General features: G+C 72.2%; 23 protein-coding genes. 10 read left to right on the forward strand and 13 right to left on the reverse strand.

The genetic code is table 11. The annotated features are described in order from the left end of the window. The 3 genes from ABD056_RS10295 to ABD056_RS10305 form a co-directional block, all read left to right on the forward strand. On the forward strand, positions 1-3524 hold a 3524-nt coding region (locus tag ABD056_RS10295), incomplete at its 5' end, for a PAS domain-containing protein (RefSeq protein ID WP_343866478.1). A 73-nt stretch (positions 3525-3597) separates the two neighbouring features. Continuing rightward, positions 3598-5031, forward strand: coding sequence for a protein adenylyltransferase SelO family protein (locus tag ABD056_RS10300; protein ID WP_343866479.1), 1434 nt, complete (start codon positions 3598-3600; stop codon positions 5029-5031). Between the two features lie 57 nt (positions 5032-5088). After that, a complete protein-coding gene (locus tag ABD056_RS10305; protein WP_343866480.1) occupies positions 5089-6018 on the forward strand; it encodes a class I fructose-bisphosphate aldolase in 930 nt (309 codons plus the stop codon). 26 nt (positions 6019-6044) lie between these two features. Here ABD056_RS10305 and ABD056_RS10310 read toward each other — a convergent pair whose 3' ends face one another. Beyond that, entirely contained in the window at positions 6045-6860 is an 816-nt protein-coding gene (locus ABD056_RS10310) for an alkaline phosphatase family protein (protein ID WP_343866481.1), read from the reverse strand. Between the two features lie 61 nt (positions 6861-6921). Between ABD056_RS10310 and ABD056_RS10315 the strand changes: the two genes are divergently transcribed. Next, positions 6922-7419, forward strand: a complete 498-nt coding sequence (locus ABD056_RS10315; protein WP_343866482.1) for a PaaI family thioesterase — start codon at positions 6922-6924, stop codon at positions 7417-7419. A gap of 1 nt (position 7420) precedes the next feature. On the opposite strand, the gene ABD056_RS10320 is transcribed toward ABD056_RS10315, so the two are convergent. Continuing rightward, positions 7421-8548 carry a bifunctional transcriptional activator/DNA repair enzyme AdaA gene (locus ABD056_RS10320; protein ID WP_343866483.1) on the reverse strand — a complete coding sequence of 376 codons (1128 nt, stop codon included), beginning with the start codon at positions 8546-8548 and terminating at the stop codon, positions 7421-7423. 114 nt (positions 8549-8662) lie between these two features. Here ABD056_RS10320 and ABD056_RS10325 point away from each other — a divergent pair, with 114 nt between their 5' ends. From ABD056_RS10325 to ABD056_RS10335, 3 genes are all read left to right on the forward strand, one after another. Next, positions 8663-9493 carry a metalloregulator ArsR/SmtB family transcription factor gene (locus tag ABD056_RS10325; protein ID WP_343866484.1) on the forward strand — a complete coding sequence of 277 codons (831 nt, stop codon included), beginning with the start codon at positions 8663-8665 and terminating at the stop codon, positions 9491-9493. Between the two features lie 65 nt (positions 9494-9558). Then, positions 9559-10017 carry an arsenic resistance N-acetyltransferase ArsN2 gene (gene arsN2 / locus ABD056_RS10330; protein WP_343866485.1) on the forward strand — a complete coding sequence of 153 codons (459 nt, stop codon included), beginning with the start codon at positions 9559-9561 and terminating at the stop codon, positions 10015-10017. A 125-nt stretch (positions 10018-10142) separates the two neighbouring features. Beyond that, positions 10143-10517 (forward strand): response regulator, encoded by a 375-nt coding sequence (locus tag ABD056_RS10335; protein WP_343866486.1) that lies wholly within the window; start codon positions 10143-10145, stop codon positions 10515-10517. A 71-nt stretch (positions 10518-10588) separates the two neighbouring features. Here ABD056_RS10335 and ABD056_RS10340 read toward each other — a convergent pair whose 3' ends face one another. From ABD056_RS10340 to ABD056_RS10350, 3 genes are all read right to left on the reverse strand, one after another. Further along, positions 10589-11140 carry a hypothetical protein gene (locus tag ABD056_RS10340; protein ID WP_343866487.1) on the reverse strand — a complete coding sequence of 184 codons (552 nt, stop codon included), beginning with the start codon at positions 11138-11140 and terminating at the stop codon, positions 10589-10591. Positions 11141-11223: 83 nt separating this feature from the next. Continuing rightward, positions 11224-13689 (reverse strand): sensor domain-containing protein, encoded by a 2466-nt coding sequence (locus ABD056_RS10345; protein ID WP_343866488.1) that lies wholly within the window; start codon positions 13687-13689, stop codon positions 11224-11226. 197 nt (positions 13690-13886) lie between these two features. Then, positions 13887-14156 (reverse strand): DUF2312 domain-containing protein, encoded by a 270-nt coding sequence (locus tag ABD056_RS10350; protein ID WP_343866489.1) that lies wholly within the window; start codon positions 14154-14156, stop codon positions 13887-13889. Positions 14157-14313: 157 nt separating this feature from the next. Between ABD056_RS10350 and ABD056_RS10355 the strand changes: the two genes are divergently transcribed. Next, complete coding sequence (locus ABD056_RS10355; protein ID WP_343866490.1) at positions 14314-15537, forward strand: response regulator; 1224 nt, start codon at positions 14314-14316, stop codon at positions 15535-15537. Positions 15538-15541: 4 nt separating this feature from the next. Here ABD056_RS10355 and ABD056_RS10360 read toward each other — a convergent pair whose 3' ends face one another. Both ABD056_RS10360 and ABD056_RS10365 read right to left on the reverse strand, forming a co-directional pair. Next, positions 15542-15739, reverse strand: a complete 198-nt coding sequence (locus tag ABD056_RS10360; protein WP_425545029.1) for a YqaE/Pmp3 family membrane protein — start codon at positions 15737-15739, stop codon at positions 15542-15544. Positions 15740-15843: 104 nt separating this feature from the next. Beyond that, on the reverse strand, positions 15844-16224 hold the full coding sequence (locus tag ABD056_RS10365) for a 2Fe-2S iron-sulfur cluster-binding protein (RefSeq protein WP_343866491.1): 381 nt from the start codon (positions 16222-16224) through the stop codon (positions 15844-15846). Between the two features lie 222 nt (positions 16225-16446). Between ABD056_RS10365 and ABD056_RS10370 the strand changes: the two genes are divergently transcribed. Next, positions 16447-16890: an ArsC/Spx/MgsR family protein gene (locus ABD056_RS10370; RefSeq protein ID WP_343866492.1), complete on the forward strand. Its 444-nt coding sequence runs from the start codon at positions 16447-16449 to the stop codon at positions 16888-16890. Positions 16891-16984: 94 nt separating this feature from the next. Here ABD056_RS10370 and ABD056_RS10375 read toward each other — a convergent pair whose 3' ends face one another. From ABD056_RS10375 to ABD056_RS10400, 6 genes are all read right to left on the reverse strand, one after another. After that, positions 16985-17257: a hypothetical protein gene (locus tag ABD056_RS10375; protein ID WP_343866493.1), complete on the reverse strand. Its 273-nt coding sequence runs from the start codon at positions 17255-17257 to the stop codon at positions 16985-16987. 65 nt (positions 17258-17322) lie between these two features. Continuing rightward, positions 17323-17610, reverse strand: coding sequence for a hypothetical protein (locus ABD056_RS10380; RefSeq protein WP_343866494.1), 288 nt, complete (start codon positions 17608-17610; stop codon positions 17323-17325). Positions 17611-17620: 10 nt separating this feature from the next. Continuing rightward, positions 17621-19045, reverse strand: coding sequence for a pyruvate kinase (gene pyk, locus ABD056_RS10385; RefSeq protein ID WP_343866495.1), 1425 nt, complete (start codon positions 19043-19045; stop codon positions 17621-17623). 79 nt (positions 19046-19124) lie between these two features. Further along, positions 19125-20405, reverse strand: coding sequence for a glycerate kinase type-2 family protein (locus tag ABD056_RS10390; protein WP_343866496.1), 1281 nt, complete (start codon positions 20403-20405; stop codon positions 19125-19127). Between the two features lie 28 nt (positions 20406-20433). Next, on the reverse strand, positions 20434-21759 hold the full coding sequence (locus ABD056_RS10395; protein WP_343866497.1) for an MFS transporter: 1326 nt from the start codon (positions 21757-21759) through the stop codon (positions 20434-20436). 51 nt (positions 21760-21810) lie between these two features. After that, positions 21811-22761: a DMT family transporter gene (locus tag ABD056_RS10400; protein WP_343866498.1), complete on the reverse strand. Its 951-nt coding sequence runs from the start codon at positions 22759-22761 to the stop codon at positions 21811-21813. Between the two features lie 109 nt (positions 22762-22870). Between ABD056_RS10400 and ABD056_RS10405 the strand changes: the two genes are divergently transcribed. Beyond that, positions 22871-23701 (forward strand): N-formylglutamate amidohydrolase, encoded by an 831-nt coding sequence (locus ABD056_RS10405; RefSeq protein ID WP_343866499.1) that lies wholly within the window; start codon positions 22871-22873, stop codon positions 23699-23701. Positions 23702-23703: the final 2 nt, after the last annotated feature.

Raw genomic sequence — 23703 nt, forward strand, 5'->3', positions numbered from 1 at the left:
CCCCCCCCCCCCCCCCCCCCCCCCCCCCCCCCCCCCCCACCTCCACCGCCGCCGCCGCGGCCGCCGCCGCCTCGGCCGCCGGGACGGAGGCCGCCCCGCCCGGCGTCCCGGCCGCCGAGGAAGCACCGGCGGAGGCCGAGGGCCACCGTCCCCTCACCCTCGGCGGCATCGACGAAGGCCTGCCCGACCCGGTCTATGTCACCGACCGCGCCGGCCTGGTTCTCATCGCCAACGAGCCGGCGCGCGACTTCTTCAGCCGCCCCACCCGCTCCCTGGTCGGGCAGCGCGCCGTCGACATGGCGCCGCGCCAGCTGGCGGCGGCGCTGGGCGAGGCGGAAACCACCGTGCGCGAAACCGGCCAGCCGGTGCGCTTCACCCGCGCCTGCAACGTCGCCCTCGGCCACTGGCGCGATTATGAAATCCACCTCGCGCCGCTGCGCACCGTCGACGGCCTGCTGATCGGCGTCGTCACCCAGGCCCGCGACATCACCGTCCAGGACACCCAGATCCGCCAGGGGCTGGAGCAGGCGCGGCTGCTGGAGGCGCTGCTCAGCCACATTCCCTATTTCGTGTTCTGGAAGGACCGCGACCTCGTCTACCAGGGCTGCAGCCAGAACTTCGCCGACATCTTCGCCGCCGGCTCGCGCAGCGGCGTCATCGGCGGCAGCGACCGCGACGTGCTGCCGCTGGGGGCGGAGGCGGAAACCTTCCGTCGCGGCGACACCGCCGTCATGACCACCGGCACGCCGCTGCTCGACGTTCACCGCATCGTCCACCGTCCCGACGGCCGCGCCATGCATCTGGTGGTGTCCACCGTCGCCCTGCGCGACCGCGGCGGAGTGGTGACCGGCGTGCTGTCGGTCGCCCGCGACGTCACCGCCGCCCGCCGCATGGAGGCGGAGCGCGACCGCCTGTCCCGCATCATGCAGGCGCTGCTGCAGCTGCCGGTGGTCATCTTCCAGACCGACGACACCGGCATCATCACCGAACGCCTGGGCCTCGGCGTCAATGCCGAGCGCGACGTGGTGGGCAAGGACATCTTCCACCTGCTGCCGGGCGCCGCCGGCCCCCTGCGGGAGGCGCTGACGCAACGCCGCACCGTGCGCTTCGAGGTCGCCGACGACCGCCGCGGCTGGGCGCTCGACATGGTCTTCGGCCCCGACCGGCCGGGCGGGCGCGGCTACCTCGGCGTCGGCCTGGACGTGACCGAGCGGCGGCGGGCCGAACGCGCACTGCGCGACCGCGACCGCCTGCTGCGCAGCATCATCGCCACCCTGCCGGTGATCATCTCCGCCGTCGACCGCGACGGTCAGGTGGTGTTTTCCGAAGGCCGCGCCCTCACCCTGGTCGGGCGGCGTCCCGGTCAGGCGGTGGGGCGGCAGGCGGCCGACGTGTGGGGCGCGCATCCGGCGGTGGTGGCGGCGCTGGAGCGCGCCCGCAGCGGCGAGGACGTGCGCCTCGACCTCGACCTGGGCGAGACGGCGCTGCAGATGCACCTTTTGCCCATGGCCGACGACGACGAGGACGCCCCCGCCGGCCTGCCCCCCAGTTCCCGCCGCCGCCGGCCGGCGCTCATCCTGGCCGTCGACATCACCGAGCGGCGACGGGCCGAGCGCCTGCTGGAACGGTCGGAGGACACCTTCCGCTCGGCCTTCGTCAACGCTTCCCACGGCATGGCCCTGGCCGATCCGCAGGGGCGGCTGCGGCGCGTCAACCCGGTGCTGGCGGAGATCACCGGCCATGACCAGCACAACCTGCTGACCATGACCCTCGGCGACCTCGCCCACGCCGACGATGCCGCCGCCCTTGCCGGCCACCTGGACACCCTGGCGGCCGGCGGCCGGGCCGCCGGGCCGCTGGAGGTGCGCCTGTGCCACCGCGACGGTCAGGCGGTGTGGGTGCAGATCGCCGGCGCGGTGGTGCGCGACATCGACGGCGCGCCGCAGCAGTTCATCCTGCACGTCCAGGACCTGACCGAGCGCCGCCGCGCCGAGGCCCGCTTCCGCGCCATGTTCGAGAAGGCGACCATCGGCCTCGCCCTGCTCGATGACGGCGGCCGGGTGGTCACCGCCAACGATGCCCTCTGCCGCATCCTGGGCGACGCCAAGCCGGCCCTGATCGGCCGCCGGGCGGAAGACCTGGTGCCGGTGCCGGCGCCGGGCAGCTGGCGGTCGTGGCGCGAGGTGGTCGGCGGCCGCAAGGTCGGCGATGCGCCGCCGCCGTGGCTGCGCATCGGTCATCACCCCTTCTCCGACGGCATGGCGGAGGACGCCGCCTCCATCCTGATGGTGGAGGACAGTTCCGAGGTGCGGGCGCTGGAGGACCAGCTGGCCCACCTGTCCAAGCTCACCGCCCTTGGCGAGATGGCGGCCAGTCTGGCGCACGAGATCAACCAGCCGCTCAACACCGCCCGCCTGGTGGCGGAAGCGGCGCTGGAGGACCTGGAGGCGGAGCGCCACACGCTGCGCCTGCGCAAGGCCTTCGAGACCATCCACGGCCAGACCCTGCGCATTGCCGAGATCATCCGCCACGTCCGCCAGTTCGGCCGCCGCGACGGCGACAAGCCGCGCCCCTTCGACCCGGTGGCGGTCACCCGCACGGTGGTCAAGCTCTACCGCCACGAGGTGCGCAAGGCGCGGGTGGCGCTGGATGTCCACATGCCGCGCACCGGGCCGCTGATCCTCGGCCATACCGTGCGGTTCGAGCAGATGATCATCAACCTGCTGTCCAATGCCCTGGATGCGGTGCGCGGCCATCACCCCGACGGCGGCGGCCGCATCACCCTGGCGGTGCGGCGGGAGGACGAGACGCGCACGGTGGTGCTGAGCGTCGGCGACAACGGCGGCGGCATCCCCGACCGGGTGCGCGAGCGCATCTTCGAACCCTTCTTCACCACCAAGCCGGCGGACAAGGGTACCGGCCTCGGCCTCGCCATCTGCCTGACCATCGCCGCCGAGATGAACGGCCGCATCGACGTGCTCAGCCCGGCCGCCGGCGCGCTGATCGAGGTGCGGCTGCCGGTGCCGGAAACGCCGCCCAAGCCAGCCCTGCCGCTGGCCCCGCCCTTCCCCGGCGCCACAGCCGCCGGCACTCCGGGCGGCGCCGCCGCCTCGGCCGGTCCGGGCGCCGCCACCACCGGGCCGGGCCGCCGCGCCGGCGACCGTCCGCTCAGCGGGCTGTCGGTGCTGGTGGTCGACGACGAGGCACAGGCCCTGCAGGTGGTGGCGCGGGGCCTGCGCGCCCACGGCGCCCAGGTGCTGACCGCCCGCAACGGCCGCGACGCCTTCGCCCTGTTCCAGAAGCGCCGGCCGGCGGCGGTGGTCACCGACCTGACCATGCCCGACGGCAGCGGCGAAGACCTGATCGCGCAGATCGCCGCCATTGCCCCCGGCCAGCCCGTCGTCGTCATGACCGGCCGCCCGGTGGGTCAGGAGCCGTGGCGGGCGCATGTGGCGGCGGTGCTGGGCAAGCCGGTGGGGCTGGCGCAGCTGCGGCAGGTGCTGCGCGACCTCTTGCGCCCCTAGGCACCGTCCGCACTCGCCGGCGGCGATGGCGCCGAGCCTTGCGGCCGGCCGGCGGCGGGCCCATGTCCGGCCCATGCCTGTCACCGACCGCTACCGCCCCGACCCGCGCCACGCCGACCTCGACACCCGGTTCCACGACCCGGTGGAGGCGGCGGCGTTTCCGCAGCACGTCCTGCGCTTCCGCAACGACCGCGCCGCCGCCACAGTGGGGCTGGAGGCGCTGACCGACGACGAATGGGTCGACCACTTCGGCCGCTTCCGGCCGCTGCCGGACAACCTGCCGGGGCCGCTGGCGCTGCGCTACCACGGCCACCAGTTCCGCACCTACAACCCCGACCTGGGCGACGGCCGCGGCTTCCTGTTCGCCCAGATGCGGGAGCACGGCGCCGCCGACGGCCGCCTGCTCGACCTCGGCACCAAGGGCAGCGGCACCACCCCGTGGTCGCGCGGCGGCGACGGCCGGCTGACGCTCAAGGGCGGCGTGCGCGAACTGCTGGCGACCGAGATGCTGGAGGCGCTGGGCGTCGGCACCTCGCGCACCTTCAGCGTCATCGAGACCGGCGAAAAGCTGTGGCGCGGCGACGAGCCCTCGCCCACCCGCTCCTGCGTGCTGGTGCGGCTGCAGCACAGCCACATCCGCATCGGCAGCTTCCAGCGCCAGAGCTACCTGCGCGATGCCGACGCCCTGGCGGTGCTGATGGAGCACGTCATCGCCCTGCACATGCCCGACCTGGCGGCCATCGACGACCGCCTCGACCGCACCGCCGCCTTCGTGCGGCGGGTGGGGGAGAACTGCGCCCGGCTGGCGGCGGGGTGGATGGCGGCGGGCTTCGTCCACGGCGTGCTCAACACCGACAACATCGTCGTCACCGGCGACAGCTTTGACTACGGCCCGTGGCGGTTCCTGCCGGTCCACGATCCCGCCTTCACCGCCGCCTACTTCGACCAGACCGGCCTTTATGCCTACGGCCGCCAGCCCGACACGCTGATGTGGAACCTCACCCGGCTGGCGGAAACGCTGCTGCCGCTGAGCAACCGCGACCGCCTGATGGAGGCGCTGCAGAGCTTCCCCGCCGCCTTCGCCGCCGCGCTGAACGAGGCGGTCACCCGCCGCCTCGGCGTCCTGCCGGCCGGCCAGCAGGAGGACGAGGCGCTGGTGGTGGCCCTGTTCGAGGCCATGGGACAGACCCAGGTGCCCTTCGAACGGCCGTTCTTCGACTGGTACGGCGGCGCGGCCTCGGAGGCGCGGGCGCTGGAGCGCAGCCCCCATGCCAGGGACTACCGCGGCGAGCCCTTCGCCCGCTTCCGCGACCTGCTGCGCGGGCGGGCGGCGCGGCCGGGGGTGGACCTCGACCATCCCTACTTCAGCGACCCCGCCCCCTGCACCATGCTCATCGACGAGGTGGAATCGCTGTGGGAGCCCATCGCCGCCGCCGACGACTGGCGCCGCCTGCACGCCAGGCTGGCCGCCATCCGCCGCATGGGCGAGGCGCTGGGCAACGGATGATGGCGGCGACCCGTTGCCGTCCGACGGACGGACGCCTTCAGCAACGGAACGGAGCCCATGCGCATCACCCAGAAGGTGAGGAAGATCCTCGCCAACTATGAAAGCGACAATCCCGGCACCAAGGCCAACATCGCCCGCATCCTGATGGAAGGCCGCCTCGGCGGCAGCGGCCGGCTGCTGATCCTTCCCGTGGACCAGGGGTTCGAGCACGGGCCGGCCCGCAGCTTCGGCCCCAACCCGGCCGGCTATGACCCGCACTACCATTACCAGCTGGCGGTGGATGCCGGCCTGAGCGCCTATGCCGCGCCGCTGGGGGCGCTGGAGGCGGGGGCGGATGCCTTCGCCGGCGCCATCCCGACCATCCTCAAGATGAACAGCGCCAACAGCCTGCACCCGGAGAAGGACAACCCCACCCAGGCCATCACCGCCTCGGTGGACGATGCCCTGCGGCTTGGCTGCGCCGCCATCGGCTATACGATCTATCCCGGCAGCGCCCAGTTCTACGACATGCTGGAATCCCTGCGCGACCTGATCGCCGAGGCCAAGGCCTGCGGCCTGCCGACGGTGGTGTGGTCCTACCCGCGCGGCGGCTTCCTGACCACCGAGGGCGAGACGGCGATGGACGTCGACGCCTATGCCGCCCACATGGCCTGCCTGGCCGGCGCCCACATCGTCAAGGTCAAGCTGCCCACCGCCCACCTGGAACAGGCGGAAGCCAAGAAGGTCTACGACAGCGAGAAGATCCCCACCGGCACCCTGGCGGAGCGGGTGGCCCACATCGTCCAGGCCTGCTTCAACGGCCGCCGGCTGGTGGTGTTCTCGGGCGGCGGCAAGAAGGGCGACGACGGCATCCTGGACGACGCCCGCGCCATCCGCGACGGCGGCGGCAACGGCTCCATCATCGGGCGCAACAGCTTCCAGCGCTCGCGGGAGGATGCGCTGACCCTGCTCGGCGCCATCATCGACGTCTACAAGGACAAGGCCTAAGGCGGCGCCGGCGCCGGTACCGGTGGTCAGACCAGCGGCGGCACCCGCATGGTGTCGGCCACCGGCAGGCCCAGCAGCCGCAGCACCGTCGGCGCCACCGCCCGCTGGTCGGCCTCGGCGCCCGCCTCCAGCGCCAGCGGCGGGCCGCCGACGAGGTAGAAGGGCACCTGCGTCACCTCGGGATAATCGCCGCCGTGGCGGCCCTCGGCGTCCATGCCGTGGTCGGCGGTGACGATGACGCGATAGCCGCGCGCCAGCCAGCCCGGCACATGCTGGCTCAGCAGGTCGTCGCACCAGCCGACGCGGCCGCGATACTCGCTGCTGTCGCCGCCGTGGCGGTGGCCGATGTGGTCGACGCTCATGGGGTGGACCAGCAGATAGTCGGGCGCCCGCCGCCGCACCAGCATCTCCGCCTGATGGAAGACCTCGGTATCCGGCTGGTCGCAGTCGAGGTAGAAGCGGCCGTGGCGGATGGCCAGGCGCTCGTCGTCCACCTCGCGGTGGTCCGCCGGATCGTAGGGGATGGCGCCGTTGTACAGCTCGGCGAACCACGAGAAGGCCGCCGCCGCCGTCACCCGGCCGGCGGCGGCGGCGAGGCTGAAGACGTCGGGATGGCGCCCGGCCTGCACCAGCAGGTTGCTGGTGATGCCGTGCTCCGCCGGGGCGAGGCCGGTGTGGACGGTGTGGTAAAGCGCCCGCGACACGCTCGGCAGGCAGGCGCGCATGGTGCGGCGCCCCGCCTGTCCGGCAGCCACCAGCCCCTCCATGAACCCGCAGTGGCGGCGGGCGGTGTCGTCGCGCAGACCGTCGACCAGCACCAGAACGATCTTGCCTTCCGCCACGTCAGGTCTCCTACGCTCGCGGGAACGGGGTGAACCCGAACGAAACAGGGAGTCTGCCAGGATGTCCAGCACCGTTGCCGCCGGTCCCGCCCCGGCCACCGCCTCCGCCACCGTGCCGCCCGACCCGGCGTGGCGGGAGCGCATCCACGCCATCTTCGCCGCCCAGGGCGCCATGCGCGCCATCGACGCCCGGCTGGTGCTGGTGGAGCCCGGCCTGTGCGAGATCGCCCTGCCCTTCGCCGAGCATGTCAGCCAGCAGAACGGCTTCTTCCACGGCGGCGTGGTGGGCACGGTGGGGGATTCGGCCGGCGGCTTCGCCGGCTATTCGCTGATGCCGGCCGGCAGCAACGTGCTGACGACGGAGTACAAGATGAACCTGGTCAGCCCGGCCCGCGGCGACTGGCTCATCGCCCGCGGCGAGGTGCTGAAGCCCGGCCGCACCCTCACCGTTACCCGCGTCGACGTCTTCGTCGCCGCCGCGCCGAGCGAGGCCGCCCGCAAGCTGTGCGCCACCCTGCTGCAGACGCTCATCCGCGTCGATCCGCCGGCAGCGGGGTGAGTCACTCCTCCCGCTCGCGCGCCAGCAGCCGCGCCTTGCGCTCCGGCCCCCAGCGGTAGCCGCCGGTGCCGCCGGCCGCCGGCACCACCCGGTGGCACGGCACCGCCAGCGCCACCGGATTGCAGGCGACCGCCCGCGCCACCGCCCGCACCGCCGTCGGGCGCGCGATGCGGGCGGCGAGGTCGCGGTAGGTGATGGTGGCGCCGGCGGGGATCTCCTGCAGCGCCTCCCACACCCGGCGCTGGAAGGCGGTGCCGCGCACGTCCACCGGCAGCTGCGGCCAGGCCCGCGCCCCCGCCACCCAGGCCGACAGGCCGGCCGCCCAGGCCTGCACCGCCGGGTCCGCCTCGGCGATGGTGGCGGCGGGGAACTCGGCCGCCAGCTCCCGCCACAGGGCATCGCCGTCGTCGCCCAGCCGCACGGCGCTGAGGCCGCGACAGGTGCCCGCCACCAGCAGCGCGCCGAGCGGCGTCGGCACCACCACCGCGCCCAGGGTCTCGCCGGCGCCGCCGCGGGCGTAGGCCGCCGGGGTCATGCCGAGGTGGGCGGCGGAGCGTTCATAGACCCGGCTGGCGGAGCCGAACCCGGCGCCGTAGGTGGCGCTCGCCACGCCGTCGCCCTGGCGCAGCAGCCGGCGCAGCACCTCCATGCGGAAGGCTTCCACCACCTGCGCCGGGGTGCAGCCCAGCACGGCGCGGAAGCGGCGGTGCAACGTGCTGGCGGACACGCCGAGGGAAGCCGCCACCGCCTCCACCGTCACCTCCGCCGCCTCCGCCCCTTCGGCGACGGCGGCCGCCAGCAGCCGGCAGGCCGCCACCACATCGGCCGCCGCCGGGGCTTCCGCCGCCTGCGGCCGGCAGCGCAGGCAGGGCCGGAAGCCGGCCCCCTCTGCTGCAGCGCAAGAGGCGAAGAAGCGCACCCGATCCGCCCGCGGACGACGGCTGGGGCAGCCCGGACGGCAGTAAATCCCGGTGCTGGTGACGCCATACCAGAAAATTCCGTCGAATCTGTTGTTGCGCTGCAACACAGCGGACCAAAAATAGGAGGGGTCGGTGCCCTCTGCGGTGTCCGACGGGAACGGAGACACGGACATGGCAGTTGTTCCTCGGTCGTGGTGCACATGCAGCATGATGGTAAGGCGGCGTTCCGCCGGCGGCCACCCGGATCGTGGCGGCAAAGCCGCCGCCGTTCGGACCCTTCGGCGCCGCTCCGCCCGGATCAACCGCCCGGCAAGGATGGACGCATGAACTCTGACGATGCTGTTCAGGCGATGGCCGCCCTGGCCTACGGCGCCCGGCTCGACATCTTCCGCCTGCTGGTACAGGCCGGCGGCGACGGGCTGGCGGCCGGCGTGATCGCGGACCAGTGCGGCATGTCGGCCTCCACCCTGTCGTTCCACCTCAACCAGTTGAAGGCGGCCGGGCTGGTCACCAACCGGCGGGTGGGACGGTCGCTGATCTATACCGCCAACCAGGATCTGGTCGACCGCCTGATCCACTTCCTCGGCGAGACCTTCCGCCCGGCCGGCAGCGGTGGCGGGGCCGCCGCCGCGCCCGCCGCCGGCATCACCCGCGTGCTGTTCCTCGGCCTGCGCAACAGCGCCCGCAGCCTGATGGCCGAGGCCATCCTGGCGCGCGAGGGCGACGGCCGCTTCCATGCCCTCAGCGCCGGCATCGACCCCGACGGCGCCGGCGCCAGTGCGGTGGCGCTCGGCCTGCTGCACCGCCGCCACTGCCCCACCCAGGGCTTGCGGCCGAAGGGGCTGACGGAGTTGCTGGCGGCCGGTCTGCCGCCGGTTCAGGTGGCGGTCATCCTGTGCGACCGCATCGACCGCGTTGCCCTGCCGCCGCTGCCCGGCAACCCGGTGGTGGTGAACTGGCCGCTGCCCGATCCGCTGGCGGTGGTGGGCACCGAGGCCGACATCGCCGCCCGTTATGACGCCCTGTTCCGCCTGCTGCACGACCGCATCGCGGCGCTGGTGGAACTGCCGCTGCCGGCGGCGGGCGACCGCGAGGCCCTGGCCCGCCACCTGGCCGCCGTCAGCCGCCGCGCCCTGACCGTCGGCGTCGCCTGATCGCCGCCGCCGCGGTAGACTGGCGCCTCGACCGAGTCCGTCCGCCGCCCGGAGCCGCCGCCATCATGCCAGCCCCTGCCCGCCCCATCCTGCGTGCCGCCACCGCCGCCGACCTGCCGGCGATCACCGCCCTGCTGGCCGCCGAGGGCCTGCCCACCGACGACATCGCCGCCGCCGGCGTGCGCCTGTGGCTGGCCGAAGATGCCGGCGCGGCCGGCGTGCTCGGCTGCGGCGGCCTGGAGGACCATGGCGAGGTCGCCCTGGTGCGCTCTCTGGTGACCGCGCCTGCGGCCCGCGGCACCGGCCTCGGCGCCCGCCTGCTCGCCCGGCTGGAGGCAGAGGCCGCCGCCGCCGGCGCCACCGCCGCCTGGCTGCTGACCACCGGCGACGGCGCCTTCTTCGTCCGCCACGGCTACCGCACCGCCGAGCGCGCCGCCGCCCCCGCCGCCCTTCGCGCCACGCGGCAGTTCAGCAGCCTGTGCCCGGCCAGCGCTCACCTGTACTGCAAGCCATTGCTGTCATGAAAATTTAATGCTGATCAAGCGATCAACCTTGGGATAGGCGAAGTATTCCAATTAACCCTGGCGTCGAAGCGGGCGCCGGCGGCACCCTTACCCTCAAGAACATTGGGGTAGTCAGGGGAAAACGATTGGACGACACGCGCAAGACCGTCCTCGTAGTCGAGGACAACGCCCTCAACATGAAGCTGTTCGAGCAGATCCTGCGCCAGGGCGGCTTCAACCCGCTCGCCAGCCTGGACGGCAGCGGACTGGTGGACCTGGTGCGGACGGCACGGCCGTCCTGCATCCTCATGGACATCCAGTTGCCACACATCTCGGGCTTCGACCTTCTGAAGCAGGTGCGGAGCCAGGACGACCTGCGCACCACGCCGGTGGTGGCGGTGACCGCCTTCGCCCCCGGCCACGACCGCAACCGCTTCCTGGACGCCGGCTTCGACGCCTTCCTGGCCAAGCCCGTCTCGGTGCGGGTGCTGCTGTCGACGGTGGGCCAGCTGTCGGCCTGACCGCCCACGCGCCAGCGGCCCGCACCGGCGACTGCCGATGCGGGCCGGCCGGCGGCTAGGCTCGCCTGCGGTCAGTTGGCGGTGCCGTAGTGGCTGACGCCGCCGAGGCTGCCGGACGACGGCTGGCTCATGGTGCCGAGGGTGCCGCCGGTGGCCGGAGCACCGCCCGAGCGGACGCCGATGGAGCCGTCGCTGCCGATCATGGCGTCGGGGTTGGTGACCTGCGCGCCGGCGCTCAGGCTGCCGCCGGTGCCGCTGGCGCTGGCGCCGAGGCCGCCGCTGCCGAGGCCGGCACCCTGCCCTTCCTCGACGCTCGCCCGTCCCGCCACCTCGGCGGCGAACAGCTGCGGATAGGCGTGGCGCTGGGTGACCACCATCACCGTGGTGCCGTCCGGCATCTCGCGCATCTCGAAGTCCTGGCCGCCGACCTGGGCGGCGGCGCGGGCGTCGTCCGGGCTGATGGGCGTGCCCATCTGCTGGTGCATCTGCTGCACCTGCGGCGACACCTGGGTGCCGGCGTGACCGTGGCCGTAACCCTGGCCCTGCAGGTCGGCGGCGACGGCGGGGGCGGCGACGGCCAGGGCCGCCACGGCAAGGCCGGCAAGGATGGGGGTCTGGCGCATGGGAAACTCCTCCTGTCGGATGACTCAGTCTGCCGATGGAGAGACGCCTGTGAACGCCAGGGGTTGCCGCGCCGGCGGCGGGATCAACTGCCGGTGCCGGTGCGCGGCAGGGCCGACGGCCGCACCGCCCGGGCCACTGGCGCCATCGCCTGACGCTCGCGCAGGTAGCGCTCGAACGCCTCCGCCGGCAGCGGCCGGGAGAACCAGTAGCCCTGCAGGGTGTCGCATCCCATTTCCGACAGCAGGCCGGCATGTTCGGCCGTCTCCACCCCTTCCGCCACCGTCGAGAAGCCGAGGTTGCGGGCCAGCGTGATGATGGTGGAGCAGATGGCCGCCTCCTTCCCCGACGGCGCCATCAGGTCGCGGACGAAGGTCTGGTCGATCTTCAGCGTGTCGATGGGGAAGGTCTTGAGGTAGTTGAGCGACGAATAGCCGGTGCCGAAATCGTCCACCGACAGGGTGACGCCCATGCCCTTCAGCGCCTCCAGGGTGGAAATCACCCGCTCGACGTCGCCGGACATGACGCTTTCGGTGATCTCCAGGTCCAGGCAGGCCGGCGGCAGGCCGGTTTCCTCCAGCGCCTGGGCGATGGTGGACAGCAGCCCCTGGTCGGTGAACTGGCGCGGCGAGACGTTGACCGAGATGCTGACCGGCGCGATCCCCGCCGCCCGCCAGCCCTGCATCAGCCGGCAGGCCTCGCGCAGGATCCAGCGGCCCATGGGGATGATGAGGCCGCTGTCCTCGGCCAGCGGGATGAACTGCATGGGGCTGACGAGGCCAAGGCGCGGATGCGGCCAGCGGATCAGCGCCTCCGCCCCCGTCACCCGCTGGGTCACCGCGTCCACCTTGGGCTGGAAGTGCAGCTCGAAGGCATTGCGGCCGACCGCCATGCGCAGCTCGTTCTCCATGGTCAGCACCGCCAGCGACCGCTGCGCCATGGACGCTTCGAAGGCGGCATAGCGCCGTTCGCCGCCGCGCTTGGCGTGGTACATCGCCACATCGGCGTTGCGGATCAGCTCGGCCGCGTCGTCGCCATGATCGGGCCAGTAGGCGATGCCGATGGAGGGCACGCAGAACAGCTCCCGCCCCACCACGGTGAACGGCTCCGACAGGCTGTAGAGCACCTTCTCGGCGATGTAGGCGCCGATGTTGCCGGCGCCGCATTCCGGCAGCACGATCAGGAACTCGTCGCCGCCCAGACGCCCCACCGCATCGGACATGCGTACGCAGTGGCGCAGGCGGCGGGCGGTCAGCTTCAGCAGCTCGTCGCCGGCGGCGTGGCCGTAGCTGTCGTTGACGTACTTGAAGCGGTCGAGGTCGAGGAACAGCACCCCCACCCGGCCGCCGTTGCGGCGGGCCCGCAGGATGGCCTGGTCCAGCCGGTCGGTGATCAGGTGGCGGTTGGGCAGGCGCGTCAGCTGGTCGTAGTTGGCCTGGAAGCGGATGCGCTCCTCGTCGCCCTTGCGGCGGGTGATGTCGGTGCAGGCGGCGACATAGCGCAGGATGGCGCCGCTGTCGTCGCGCACCGTGGTCACCGACAGGTCCATGAGGAAGGGCCGGTCGCCGGCGCGCTCCGCCCAGACCTCGCCGCGCCAGACGCCGTCGCGGGCAGCGGCGGCCCAGATGTCGCGCTCCAGGTTCTTTTCGTGGAAGCCGGCCGCCAGCAGCGCCACCGGCCGCCCGACCAGGGTGTCGGCGGCATGGCCGGTGATGGCGGTGAAGGCGGGGTTGGCGGCGCGCACCACCCGCCCCTCGTCGATCAGCAGGATGCCCTCGGCGACGCTTTCGAACACCTTGGCGAGCATGCGGATTTCTTCTTCCGCCTGCTTGCGGGCGGTGATGTCCTCCACCGTGCCTTCGTAATACAGCAGCCGGCCGCCATCATCGCGGACGCAGCGGGCGTTCTCGGTGATCCAGATGATCTCGCCGTCGCGGCGGCGCACCTGCGCCTCGAACTCGCGCACCACGCCGGAGCGTTCCATCAGCGCCTTGAAGCGGTCGCGCGCCTCCGGGTCGACGTAAAGCTGGCCGGCGATGTCGGTCAGCCCCTCCATCAGGTCGCGCGGCGAGTCGTAGCCGTAGATGCGGGCGAGCGCCGGATTGACCTGGATGTAGCCGCCCTGCAGGGTGGACTGATAGATGCCCTCCACCGCGTTTTCGAAGATGCTGCGCCAGCGCCGCTCGGCCTCGCGCACCGCCCGTTCCACCACCTGCTGTTCGGTGATGTCGGTCAGCAGCACCAGGGTGTGGGTTTCCGACAACCGACGCAGGTGCAGGGTGGTGGTGCGCCCGCCAAGGCTGAAGGTGACGGTGCGGCCGTCATCGCCGGCCGGGTCGATGCAGGTGAGGCAGAGATCGTCGCCCAGCAGCTCGTCCAGCGACCCGCCCAGCAACCGGATGACCGGCCGCTCCACCAGCGCCGCGAAGGCGCTGTTGGCGTAGACCACACGCCCCTGCGCCAGCACCGCCACGCCGTCGGGCAGGTGGTCCAGCAAGGCGCGGGTGATGCGGGCCGGCAAGGGGTGCCGGTCGGCGGAAGCATCCAGCATCTGCACAGTTTCTCGTCAGCGGCACCCGCGGACCGGCGGGCTGCCCACAGGATAAGCGGGCCGATTGTGCCATGCAACAAAAGGCTTTACGGGTTTGCGACAAAAAGCGGTAGGAACCTTACCTGCCTGGATAGTCACAAAAAAAGCCCCCGCCGGCTGGCGGGGGCTGCGGCGGCGCGACGCTGGCGCCGGGTCGGTCAGTAGCCGACGGCGGACAGATAGAGGTCGAGCAGCTCTTCCTGCTCGGCCCGTTCATGGGGCTCCATCTTCCGGATGCGGATGATCTGCCGCATGATCTTGGTGTCGAAGCCGGACGACTTGGCCTCGGCATAGACGTCCTTGATGTCGGAGGCGATGTTGGCCTTTTCCTCCTCCAGGCGCTCGATGCGCTCGATGAAGGAGCGGAGCTGGTCGGCGGCGATGCCGCCAACGTCATTGCTGGCCTGGGCGCCGGTCTCGTCGGCCATGGCGTGGAATTCCTCGTTGTCTTGAAACGGTTCGGGCGGCGCCGAGTCGCGATGCGGCGCCCGACTGGAGGGCGAAGATAGCCGACGCCATTGCCGCCTTCAAGCAAGGAGCAGCCCCCTAGGCTGCCGCCCGCGGCTGGCGTATAACCGGGGGACCATGCAGCCAGACGCCCTTTCGCCCGGCACGCCGCCGCCCTCCTCGCCGCTTGAGCGCCTGACGGTGCTGCTGGTGGAGGACAACCTCTATATCCGCGACATCCTGGCCCAGACCCTGCGCGCCCTGGGCGTGCACAAGATCGCCCTTGCCCGCAACGGCGAGGAAGCGGTGGCGGTGCTGCGGCGGCGCGGGGCGCTGGCGGCCCATAACGGCGTCATGGGGGTGGACCTCATCATCTCCGACATGGTGATGCGGCCGGTGAACGGGCTGATGCTGCTGAAGTGGGTGCGCCAGCGCAAGGAAAGCCCCAACCGCTTCATGCCCTTCATCATGCTGTCGGGCGCCGCCGACCGCGAGTTCGTCGAGGCCTCCCGCGATCTGGGCGCCGACGAGTTCCTCGCCAAGCCATTCTCCGTCTCGGCGGTCTACGAGCGGCTGCGGTGGGTGGTCGACCATCCGCGCCCCTTCGTCTGCACCCGCGACTACTTCGGCCCCGACCGCCGCCGCCACCGCGGCAACGCCCCCGCCGACATGGCGGAACGGCGGCGCGAGGGCGAGGAACACGCCACCATCGTCTACAGCGGCGACACCATCGTGCGGCCGAAGAAGGCGGGCGACGTGTGGCTGTTCAAGCTGCCCAACCTGCTGCGCCAGAAGATGGGCCTGACCGACGCCGACCCCGACTTCGTGCTGCCCAAGGGCCTTCTGGAAGAAGCCGAGTCGAGCCTGGAGCGCCACGCCGCCGACTTCCACGACTGGGCGGGCGCCTATCTGAAGCGGCTGTCGGACTGGGTCGATTCGGCCCGCACGGTGCCGGCCATGCGCCACCGCGACTTCGAGTCGATCAACCTGACCGCCCACGAGCTGCGCGGCGAGGGCGGCACTTTCGGCTATCCGCTCATCACCCTGTTCGCCAAGAGCCTCTACGAGGCCACCGGCCACGGCTGCCGCCAGGACGATGCCGCCCTGGAGGTGGTGAAGGCCCACATCGACGCCATGCGGGCGGTCATCCGCGACCGCATCGCCGGCGATGGCGGCGACACCGGGCGCGAGCTTTACGCCACCCTGCAGGCGGCCATCGCCCGCTGGCGGCCCGACCTGGTGAAGACCGAACCCGCCCCGCCCGCCGCCGCAAAGGGGAAGGCCGCCGCCAAGGCAGCGCGGGCGGAACCCGCCGCCGCAGCCGCCAAGGCAGCCACCGCCGGTCCGAAGCGGAAGGGCTGAGGGGTCACTTGCGGGCGATCACCCAGATCGCATGGATGATGCCGGGGATGTAGCCGAGCAGGGTCAGCACGATGTTGATCCAGAAGTGCTTGCCGAAGCCGACCTCGAAGAACACGCCGAGCGGCGGCAGGATGATGGCGAGCACGATGCGGAACAGGTCGCCGGCCATGCTGTCGCCGGTGCCGCGGTGGCCGTTGGCCATGTATCGGGTCCTCCGTCAGGGGTGAGGCAGTTTCCCCCATAACGGGCGGCGACGGCAGGCGGCTGCCGCGGCGCCCTGCCGCGACAGCCGATGCCGGCGGGTGATCAGCGCCGCAGGTCGATCTCGACTCCGGGCTCGCCGGAGAACTCCACCAGGATGTCCTCGTCGCGCACGATGTACTGGCAGGCCAGCCGGTAGGGCGGCGGCACGTCGTTGGTTTCCGCCTCGTACAGCTGCTCCTTGGTCAGCTTGCCGTTGACCGACAGGGTGAGCTTTTCCTTGTCGGTCAGGCTGACCGCCATGACCTTGCTGCCGAGCGGCGTGACCTTGATCAGGCAGGCGCCGCACTCGCCGTCCTGGCAGTGGCAGGGGATGGGCACCTCGTGCCGCTTGGCCAGGGCCAGCACGGTGGATGTGTCGCCGGCCACCGCATAGACGGTGCAGTCGCGCGGCATCGCGGGGCTCGAAAAGGTGACGTTCGCCATGGGTAAACCTCCTGCGCTCCGGGAAGCGTGGGTTGGGTTGGACTGGCCGCACCTGGGGGGAACGCCCACCATATGCACATATATTAGGCGCAGGAACGGTAGGGACTATTATTTCATCACGGTTCAGGTTATCAAGGGATTCATCATGACGGAGCTGTGACGGAACGGCACAGGCCCCCAGGCCGCCCCGGCAGGCACCGCCCCACATGAGGAGAAAGACCGATGGCTCACGTGATCTTCTACGGCAAGCCGGAGTGCCCGGCGAACGCCAAGCAGCGCCGCCAGCTGGAAGCGGCGGGACATACCATCGAGTTCCGTGACCTGACCGTCGAGTCGTGGACGGCGGAAACCCTGCGGCCCTATTTCGAGGGACGGCCGGTCAGCACCTGGCTCAACAAGCTGCATCCCAAGGTGCGCACCAACGCCATCGACCCCGATGCCCAGACGCCCGACAAGGCGCTGACGCTGATGATGGCGGACCCGGACCTGATCCGCCGGCCGCTGCTGCAGGTGGGCGGACAGAAGAAGTTCGGCTTCGACCCGGTGCAGATCGAAGCCTGGATCGGCCTGCGGCCGCGCGCCGACGGCATGACCTGCGACGAAAAGCACGCCGTCGGCCGCTGCGACCACGGCCACCAGCACTTCCCCCAGGCCGCCTCCGCCTGAGGGAGCGACCGGACGACCGCCCTCGCCCGGCCCTGCCCTCGCGGCGGGCCGGTGCGGTGGCGGCACGGCACTGCGCGCCCCTTCGACGCTGCGGCTAGCGCTCGCTGGCGGCGGAGCCGACCACGCCCCAGCGCGCCCGCCATTCCCGGCGCAGGCGGGCATCGCGGGCGTTGAGCAGCGGATAGAGGACCAGGTAGACGATCCCGAGCAGCGCCAGCGACACCCACGGGTTCGCCAGCGCGACGCCGAGAATCATCAGTTCAAGGGTCAGTTCGCCGGCAGCAGCACCCAGCGACAGCACGAAGGCCCGCAAGGCCGGCGGGGGGCCGAGATCCGGTTCGGGAATCGGCGGCAGGGACTGAGGCATGGTTCACCTCACGTTTTTTCTTGGACACTCCCAAGACTCAACGCTCGGTGTTTTGCGCCCGTCCTTCAACTGCCCGTAGGGGTGGGACCGTCGGGATTCCGGCCCTCGGCGAGCATTTTCCGGCGCCGACGCAGCCACGTTTCATAGGCGAAATAGCCGGCACCCAGGCCGAAGGCGATGCCGAGCGACCGCCACGGCTGCGGCTCCGCATCGGCCAGCAGCAGTTCCGCCGACAGCGACAGCGCCCCGCCGATGAGGCCGATGACCAGTGCCTTCAGCAGCAGCGGCGGCCCGAAATCACGGGCCGGCGAGGGCGGCCGGGGCGGCTGGTCGGGGCGGCGGGGCGTGGTCACGCGGTGATCCTCAGCAATACTCTTCCACCCAGGCGATGCGCAGGATGTTGGTGGTGCCGGGGGTACCGAAGGGCACGCCGGCGGTGATCACCAGCCGCTCGCCCACCTTGGCGATCTCCTGGTCGAGCGCGATGCGGCAGGCCTTTTCCACCATCTCGCCGAAGCTGGTCAGTTCGGTGGTGACGGTGCAGTGGGTGCCCCAGGCCAGCACCAGCCGCCGCGCCACCCGGCGGTCGGCGGTCAGGCACACCACCGGCACCAGCGGCCGCTCGCGCGCCGCCCGCAGGGTGGTGGAGCCCGACGAGGTGAAGGTGACGACGGCGGCGGCGCGCAGGGTCAGCGCCACCTGGCGGGCGGCGGCGGAAATGGCGTCGGCGGCAGTGTTCTCCGGCGCCTCGCGGCCGGCTTCCATGATCATCCGGTAGGTGTCGTCCTTCTCCACCCGCTGGATGATCTTGTCCATCATGGACACCGCTTCGACCGGATAGGCACCGGCGGCGCTTTCCGCCGACAGCATCACCGCATCGGCGCCGTCGTAGATGGCGGTGGCGACGTCGGAGGCTTCGGCGCGCGTCGGGGCCGGGCTCTGCACCATGCTTTCCAGCATCTGCGTCGCCACCACCACCGGCTTGCCGACATGGCGGCAGGCCTGGACGATGCGCTTCTGCAGGATCGGCACGTTCTCCGGCGGGCTTTCGACGCCCAGGTCGCCGCGCGCCACCATCACCGCGTCCGACAGCTCGATGATCTCGGTCAGCTTGTCGATGGCGGAGGGCTTTTCCAGCTTGGAGATGATGGCGGCGCGGCCGGCCACCAGCTTGCGGGCCTCGGCCACGTCCTCCGGCCGCTGCACGAAGGACAGCGCCACCCAGTCCACCCCCAGGTCGAGGCCGAACTGCAGGTCGCGGCGGTCCTTCTCCGTCAGGGCGGAGATGGGCAGCACCACGTCGGGCACGTTGAGGCCCTTCTTGTCCGACAGCGGGCCGCCGGTCAGCACCACCGTCTCGGCAAAGTCGGGGCCGTGGCTTTCCACCCGCAGGCGGATCTTGCCGTCGTCGAGCAGCAGCTCGGTCCCCGCCGTCAGGGCGGAGTAGACTTCCGGGTGCAGCAGCGGCGCCCGTTCCTCGTTGCCGGGGGCGGGGTCCATGTCCAGCCGCAGGCGCTGCCCGGCCTTCAGCTGCACCTTGCCGCCGGCGAAGGTGCCGACGCGCAGCTTCGGCCCCTGCAGGTCCATCAGGATGGCGATGGGACGGTCCAGCTTCTTCTCGATGGCGCGTACGATGTCGTAGCGCTCGCGATGGTCCTCGTGGGAGCCATGGCTGAAGTTGAAGCGGAAGACGTCCGCGCCGGCACGGCACAGGGCTTCGATGGTGGCGGCGGAGGAGCTGGCCGGCCCCAGCGTCGCGATGATCTTGGCGTTGCGATAGCGTCTCATGGTGGCTCCACCATAGCCGCACCGCCGCCCCGCCGGAAGGGGGTACGACGCCGGCCGGGGTTGAAGATTTCGTGATGCCTCAGCCGGCGGCGGCGGTGATGAGGATGGCACGGAAATCGTTGACGTTGGTGCGGGTCGGACCGGTCGTCACCAACGCGCCGAGGGCGGCGAAGGCGCCATAGGAGTCGTGACGGTCGAGCGCCGCGGCCACCTCCACCCCCGCCGCCCGCGCCCGCGCCAGGGTGTCAGGGCCGATGGCGGCGCCGGCGTTATCCTCGCTGCCGTCGATGCCGTCGGTGTCGCAGGCGATGGCGTGGATGCCCGGCGCCCCGTCCAGGGCCACCGCCAGGGCAAGGGCGAATTCGGCATTGGGGCCGCCGCGTCCCTGCCCGTCGTGGGTCACCGTCAACTCGCCGCCCGACAGCAGCACGCAGGGCGGCGCCAGCGGCAGGCCGTGGCGGCGGCAGCCCAGCGCCATGCCGGCCAGCGCCCGCGCCGCCTCCCGCGCCTCGCCCTCCAGCGCATCGCCGAGCACCAGCGGCGTCACCCCGGCCGCCCGCGCCTCCTCCGCCGCCGCCAGCAGGGAGGCGACGGGGCGGGCGATCACCCGCGTTTCCACCCGCGCGAAGGCAGCATCGCCGGGCTTGGGCGTCTCCGCCTCCGGCCGCGCCAGCCAGTCGGCCACCGCCGCCTGCGGAGTGATGCCGTGGCGGCGCAGAATGGCCTCGGCCTGCTGCCGCGTCGTCGGGTCGGGCACCGTCGGGCCGCTGGCGATGACGGACGGGTCGTCACCCGGCACGTCGGAAATGGCCAGCGCCAGCACCCGCGCCCCGCCCGCCGCCTGCGCCAGCCGGCCGCCCTTGATGGCGCTGATGTGCTTGCGCACGCAGTTGATCTCGGCGATGGCGGCACCGCTGTTGAGCAGCGCCCGCGTCACCGCCTGCTTGTCGGCGTGGCTGATGCCGGCCGCCGGCAGCGACAGCAGCGCCGAGCCGCCGCCGGAGATGAGGCACAGCAGCAGGTCGTCGGGACCAAGCCCCTGCGCCAGCGCCAGGATGCGCTCCGCCGCCTGCCGGCCGGGATCGTCGGGAACCGGGTGAGCGGCCTCCACCACGTCGATCCGCCCCGCCGCGCCGCCATGGCCGTAGCGGGTGACCACCAGCCCGGACAGCGGCGCCGACGCCGGCCATGCCGCATCCGCCGCCGCCGCCGTGGCCGCCGCCGGCCTGCCGGCGCCGACCACCACCGTCCGCCCGGCCGGCGGCGGCGGCCGGTGCGGCGGCACGATGCGGGCGGGATCGGCGGCGGCAACGGCGGCGTCGAACAGCCGGCGCAGCAGGCGGTCGGGGTCGAAACTCATGGCGGGGGCCCTCGGCGGCTGGAGTCGGTCAGGCGGCGGCGGCGGCCTCGCCGTGGGGGCGGCAGTGGGTCTCGCGCACCAGCAGGGCGGCGGTGAGGGCGAGCGCGTTGCACACCGGCAGCACCGCCATGGCACTGCGCCACGCCTCCACACTGTAGAGGCGGGCGCCGCCCGCTGTCTCGCCGGTCCAGGCGAGGTCGAGGAACCAGCCGATGAGCGGCTGGAAGATGCCGCCCGACGCCATCACCGCCATGTTGACGACCCCGAGCGTGGCGCCGCTGGCCCAGCCGGGCGCGTTCTCCCGCGCCGTCGCGAAGGTGAGAACGATGCCGCCGGCGAACAGGCCCGTCAGGAACAGCAGCGGATACAGCGCCGCCAGCGGCAGGCCGCCATAGAGCCACGTCAGCGTGCAGGCCAGCGAGCCGCCGGACGACAGCATCATGGGCAGCCGGCGGCGGCCGATGGCATCGGTCAGCCAGCCGAAGAACGGCGAGCCGAAGCCCCAGCCGACCAGCATGATGGAGGTCATCACCGCCGCCTCGGGCCGCGACATGTCGTAGAGCCGCATCATGTAGGGCACGCCCCACAGGCCGGCGAAGGCCAGCATGGGGGCCGAGGTCATGGCGCCGAACAGGCCGATCACCCAGATCTGCCGCCGCCGCAGCGCCGCGCTGAGGCCGGCGGAAAAGCCGTGCTCCGCCGCCTGCGGGCGGCTGCGGGCATCGGCGCCGGGGCGGTCGCGGACGATCAGCCACGCCGCCACCCCCAGCACGGCGGCGAACACCGCCGCGCCGATCATGGTGCCGCGCCAGCCGACCGCCGTCACCGCCGCCGCCAGCGGCGCCTGCCCGCCCACCGCCCCGGCCATGCCGAGCGCCATGGTCAGGCCGGAGATGAGCGCGAAGCGGCGCGGCGGAAACCAGTTGCCGGCGAGCGTCAGGGCGGCGACCCAGGTCACCGCCGCGCCGACGCCGATCAGCGCCCGCCCGACGTAGGCCAGCGTCAGGCTGTCGGCAAAGGCGAACCCGGCGGAGCCGAGGCACGACACCACCGCCGCCGCCGCCAGCACCCGGCGCGGCCCGAACCGGTCGAGCACCAGCCCGACCGGGATCTGCAGCCCGGCGTAGGTGTAGAAGTAGAGGGAAGACAGGGTGCCGGTGATGGCGGCACCGACGGCGAAATCGCGCATCAGTTCCCCCACCATCACCGAGGGGGCGACGCGCTGGAAGAAGCCGTAGCAGTAGAACAGCGCCCCGAAGCCCCACATCACCCAGGGCACCCAGGGCGCGATGTCATCGCGGCGCACCGGTCCGGCGGCGGGCGCGGCCGCCGTCGCCGTCGTCTTACCTCCCATCGGTCCTCCGGCCCGTTTGCCGGGCTCTGGGGTGTATCGGGCCGCCCCGCCCTACTCGGCGGCGGCGGCCGGCGGCTTCGGCGTCTTCGACCCGCGGCGGGCGAGGAAGATGCCGAACAGCACGATGACGCCGCCGATGCCCTGCCAGGCGCTCAACGGCTCGTTCAGGATGGCCCAGGCCAGCACCGCCGCGACGGCCGGCTGCAGCAGCAGCGACACCGAACTGAAGTTGGCCGGCAGGTGCGCCAGGGCATAGGCGATCAGGCTCTGGCCGCCGAAGTGCGACACCACCGCCAGCCCCACCAGCACGGCCAGGCCGTAGAGGCTGACGATGGCCAGCCCCTCGCCGGCGACCAGGGTGCAGACCAGCAGGCCGGCGGCGGTGTAGACCGTGCTCCAGAACATCAGCACCGAGGTCGAGAACCGCGCCCGCAGCCGGCCGATGGACAGGATATAGGCGGCATAGAACACCGCCGTCACCACGCCCAGCACGTCGCCCATGATCTGCTCGGACGAAATGGTCAGGCTTTCGCCCATCAGCACGATGGCGCCGCCCATGGCGAGGCCCATGCCGGCCAGGAAGGTGGGCGTCGGCTTCACCCGCCACAGCAGCCAGCCGCCCAAGGTGACGAACACCGGCGCGAAGTTGGCAAGCAGGGTGGCGTTGGCGACCGTCGTCATGGTGATGGAGATGTGCCACACCGCCAGATCGCCCATGAACGACAGGCCGGGGATGGCCAGCAGCAGGTGGTCGCGCAGGCTGGACGGCCGGGCGGAGCCGGCGGGTGCGGCCTCTGCGCCGCCGGTGCGGCGTCCCTCCATCGCCATCCACGCCCACAGCAGTGGCAGGGCGAACAGGCAGCGGTAGAAGGCGGTGGCGATCGGCCCCACCTCCGACAGCCGCACGAAGATCGGCGCGAAGGCGATGGCGCAGGCCCCCGCCAGCAGGGCCGGCAGGGCAAGGCGAACCACGGGGGCGGAGGCGGCGGACAAGGTGCTCATGGTGCCGCCACAGTACGGCTGCCCTGCGCGTTCGGCAAAGGTCCATTGTGCGCGGCGCCATGCACGCCCTATTGGCCGAGCCCTCGGATCAGGTATAGTCCGGCGTATCATGACTGATCCGCAGATCCACCGACTGAACCGCGACCTGCCGCCGCTGCTCGGGCCCGAGGACCCGCCGGCGGCGCAGCTCATCAACGGCGACGGACGCACGCCCCTGCTGCTGGTGTGCGACCATGCCTCCACCAACACGCCGAAAAGCCTGGGCGACATGGGCGTGCCGGCCGAGGCGTGGCGGGAGCACATCGCCTGGGACATCGGCGCCGCCGCCGTCACCCGCCGCATGGCGGAGCTGCTGGACGCACCGGCCATCCTGTGCGGCTATTCGCGCCTCGTCATCGACTGCAACCGCCAGCCCGGCCACCCCGGCAGCGTGCCGGCGGTGTCGGACACCTGGCCGGTGCCGGCCAACCAGAACCTCACTGCGGCCCACCTCGACCGGCGCCTGGACGAGATCTTCCACCCCTACCACCGCGCCATCACCAACACGCTCGCCCACCTGTGGCAGCGTGATCCGCAGCGGGCGCCGGTGATCTTCTCCATCCACAGCTTCACGCCGTGCATGAAGTCTGGCCAGCCGCGGCCGTGGCATGCCGGCATCCTGTGGAACAAGGACCCGCGCATCGCCCTGCCGATGATCCGTCACCTGCGCGATGCCCACCCCGACCTCGCCATCGGCGACAACGAGCCCTACGACGGCCGCGAGATCGCCTACACCACCGAAACCCACGCCGCCGCCGCCGGCCTCGCCCATGCGGCGGTGGAGGTGCGGCAGGATCTCATTGCCGACGACATCGGGGCCGACCGCTGGGGCGGCTTCCTCGCCGATGCCCTGCGCGAGGCCATGACCGACCCGCGCGTCCACACCGTGGAGCACTTCTGACC

This window comes from Caenispirillum bisanense (assembly GCF_039523075.1).
GTDB classification, from domain to species: domain Bacteria; phylum Pseudomonadota; class Alphaproteobacteria; order Rhodospirillales; family Rhodospirillaceae; genus Caenispirillum; species Caenispirillum bisanense.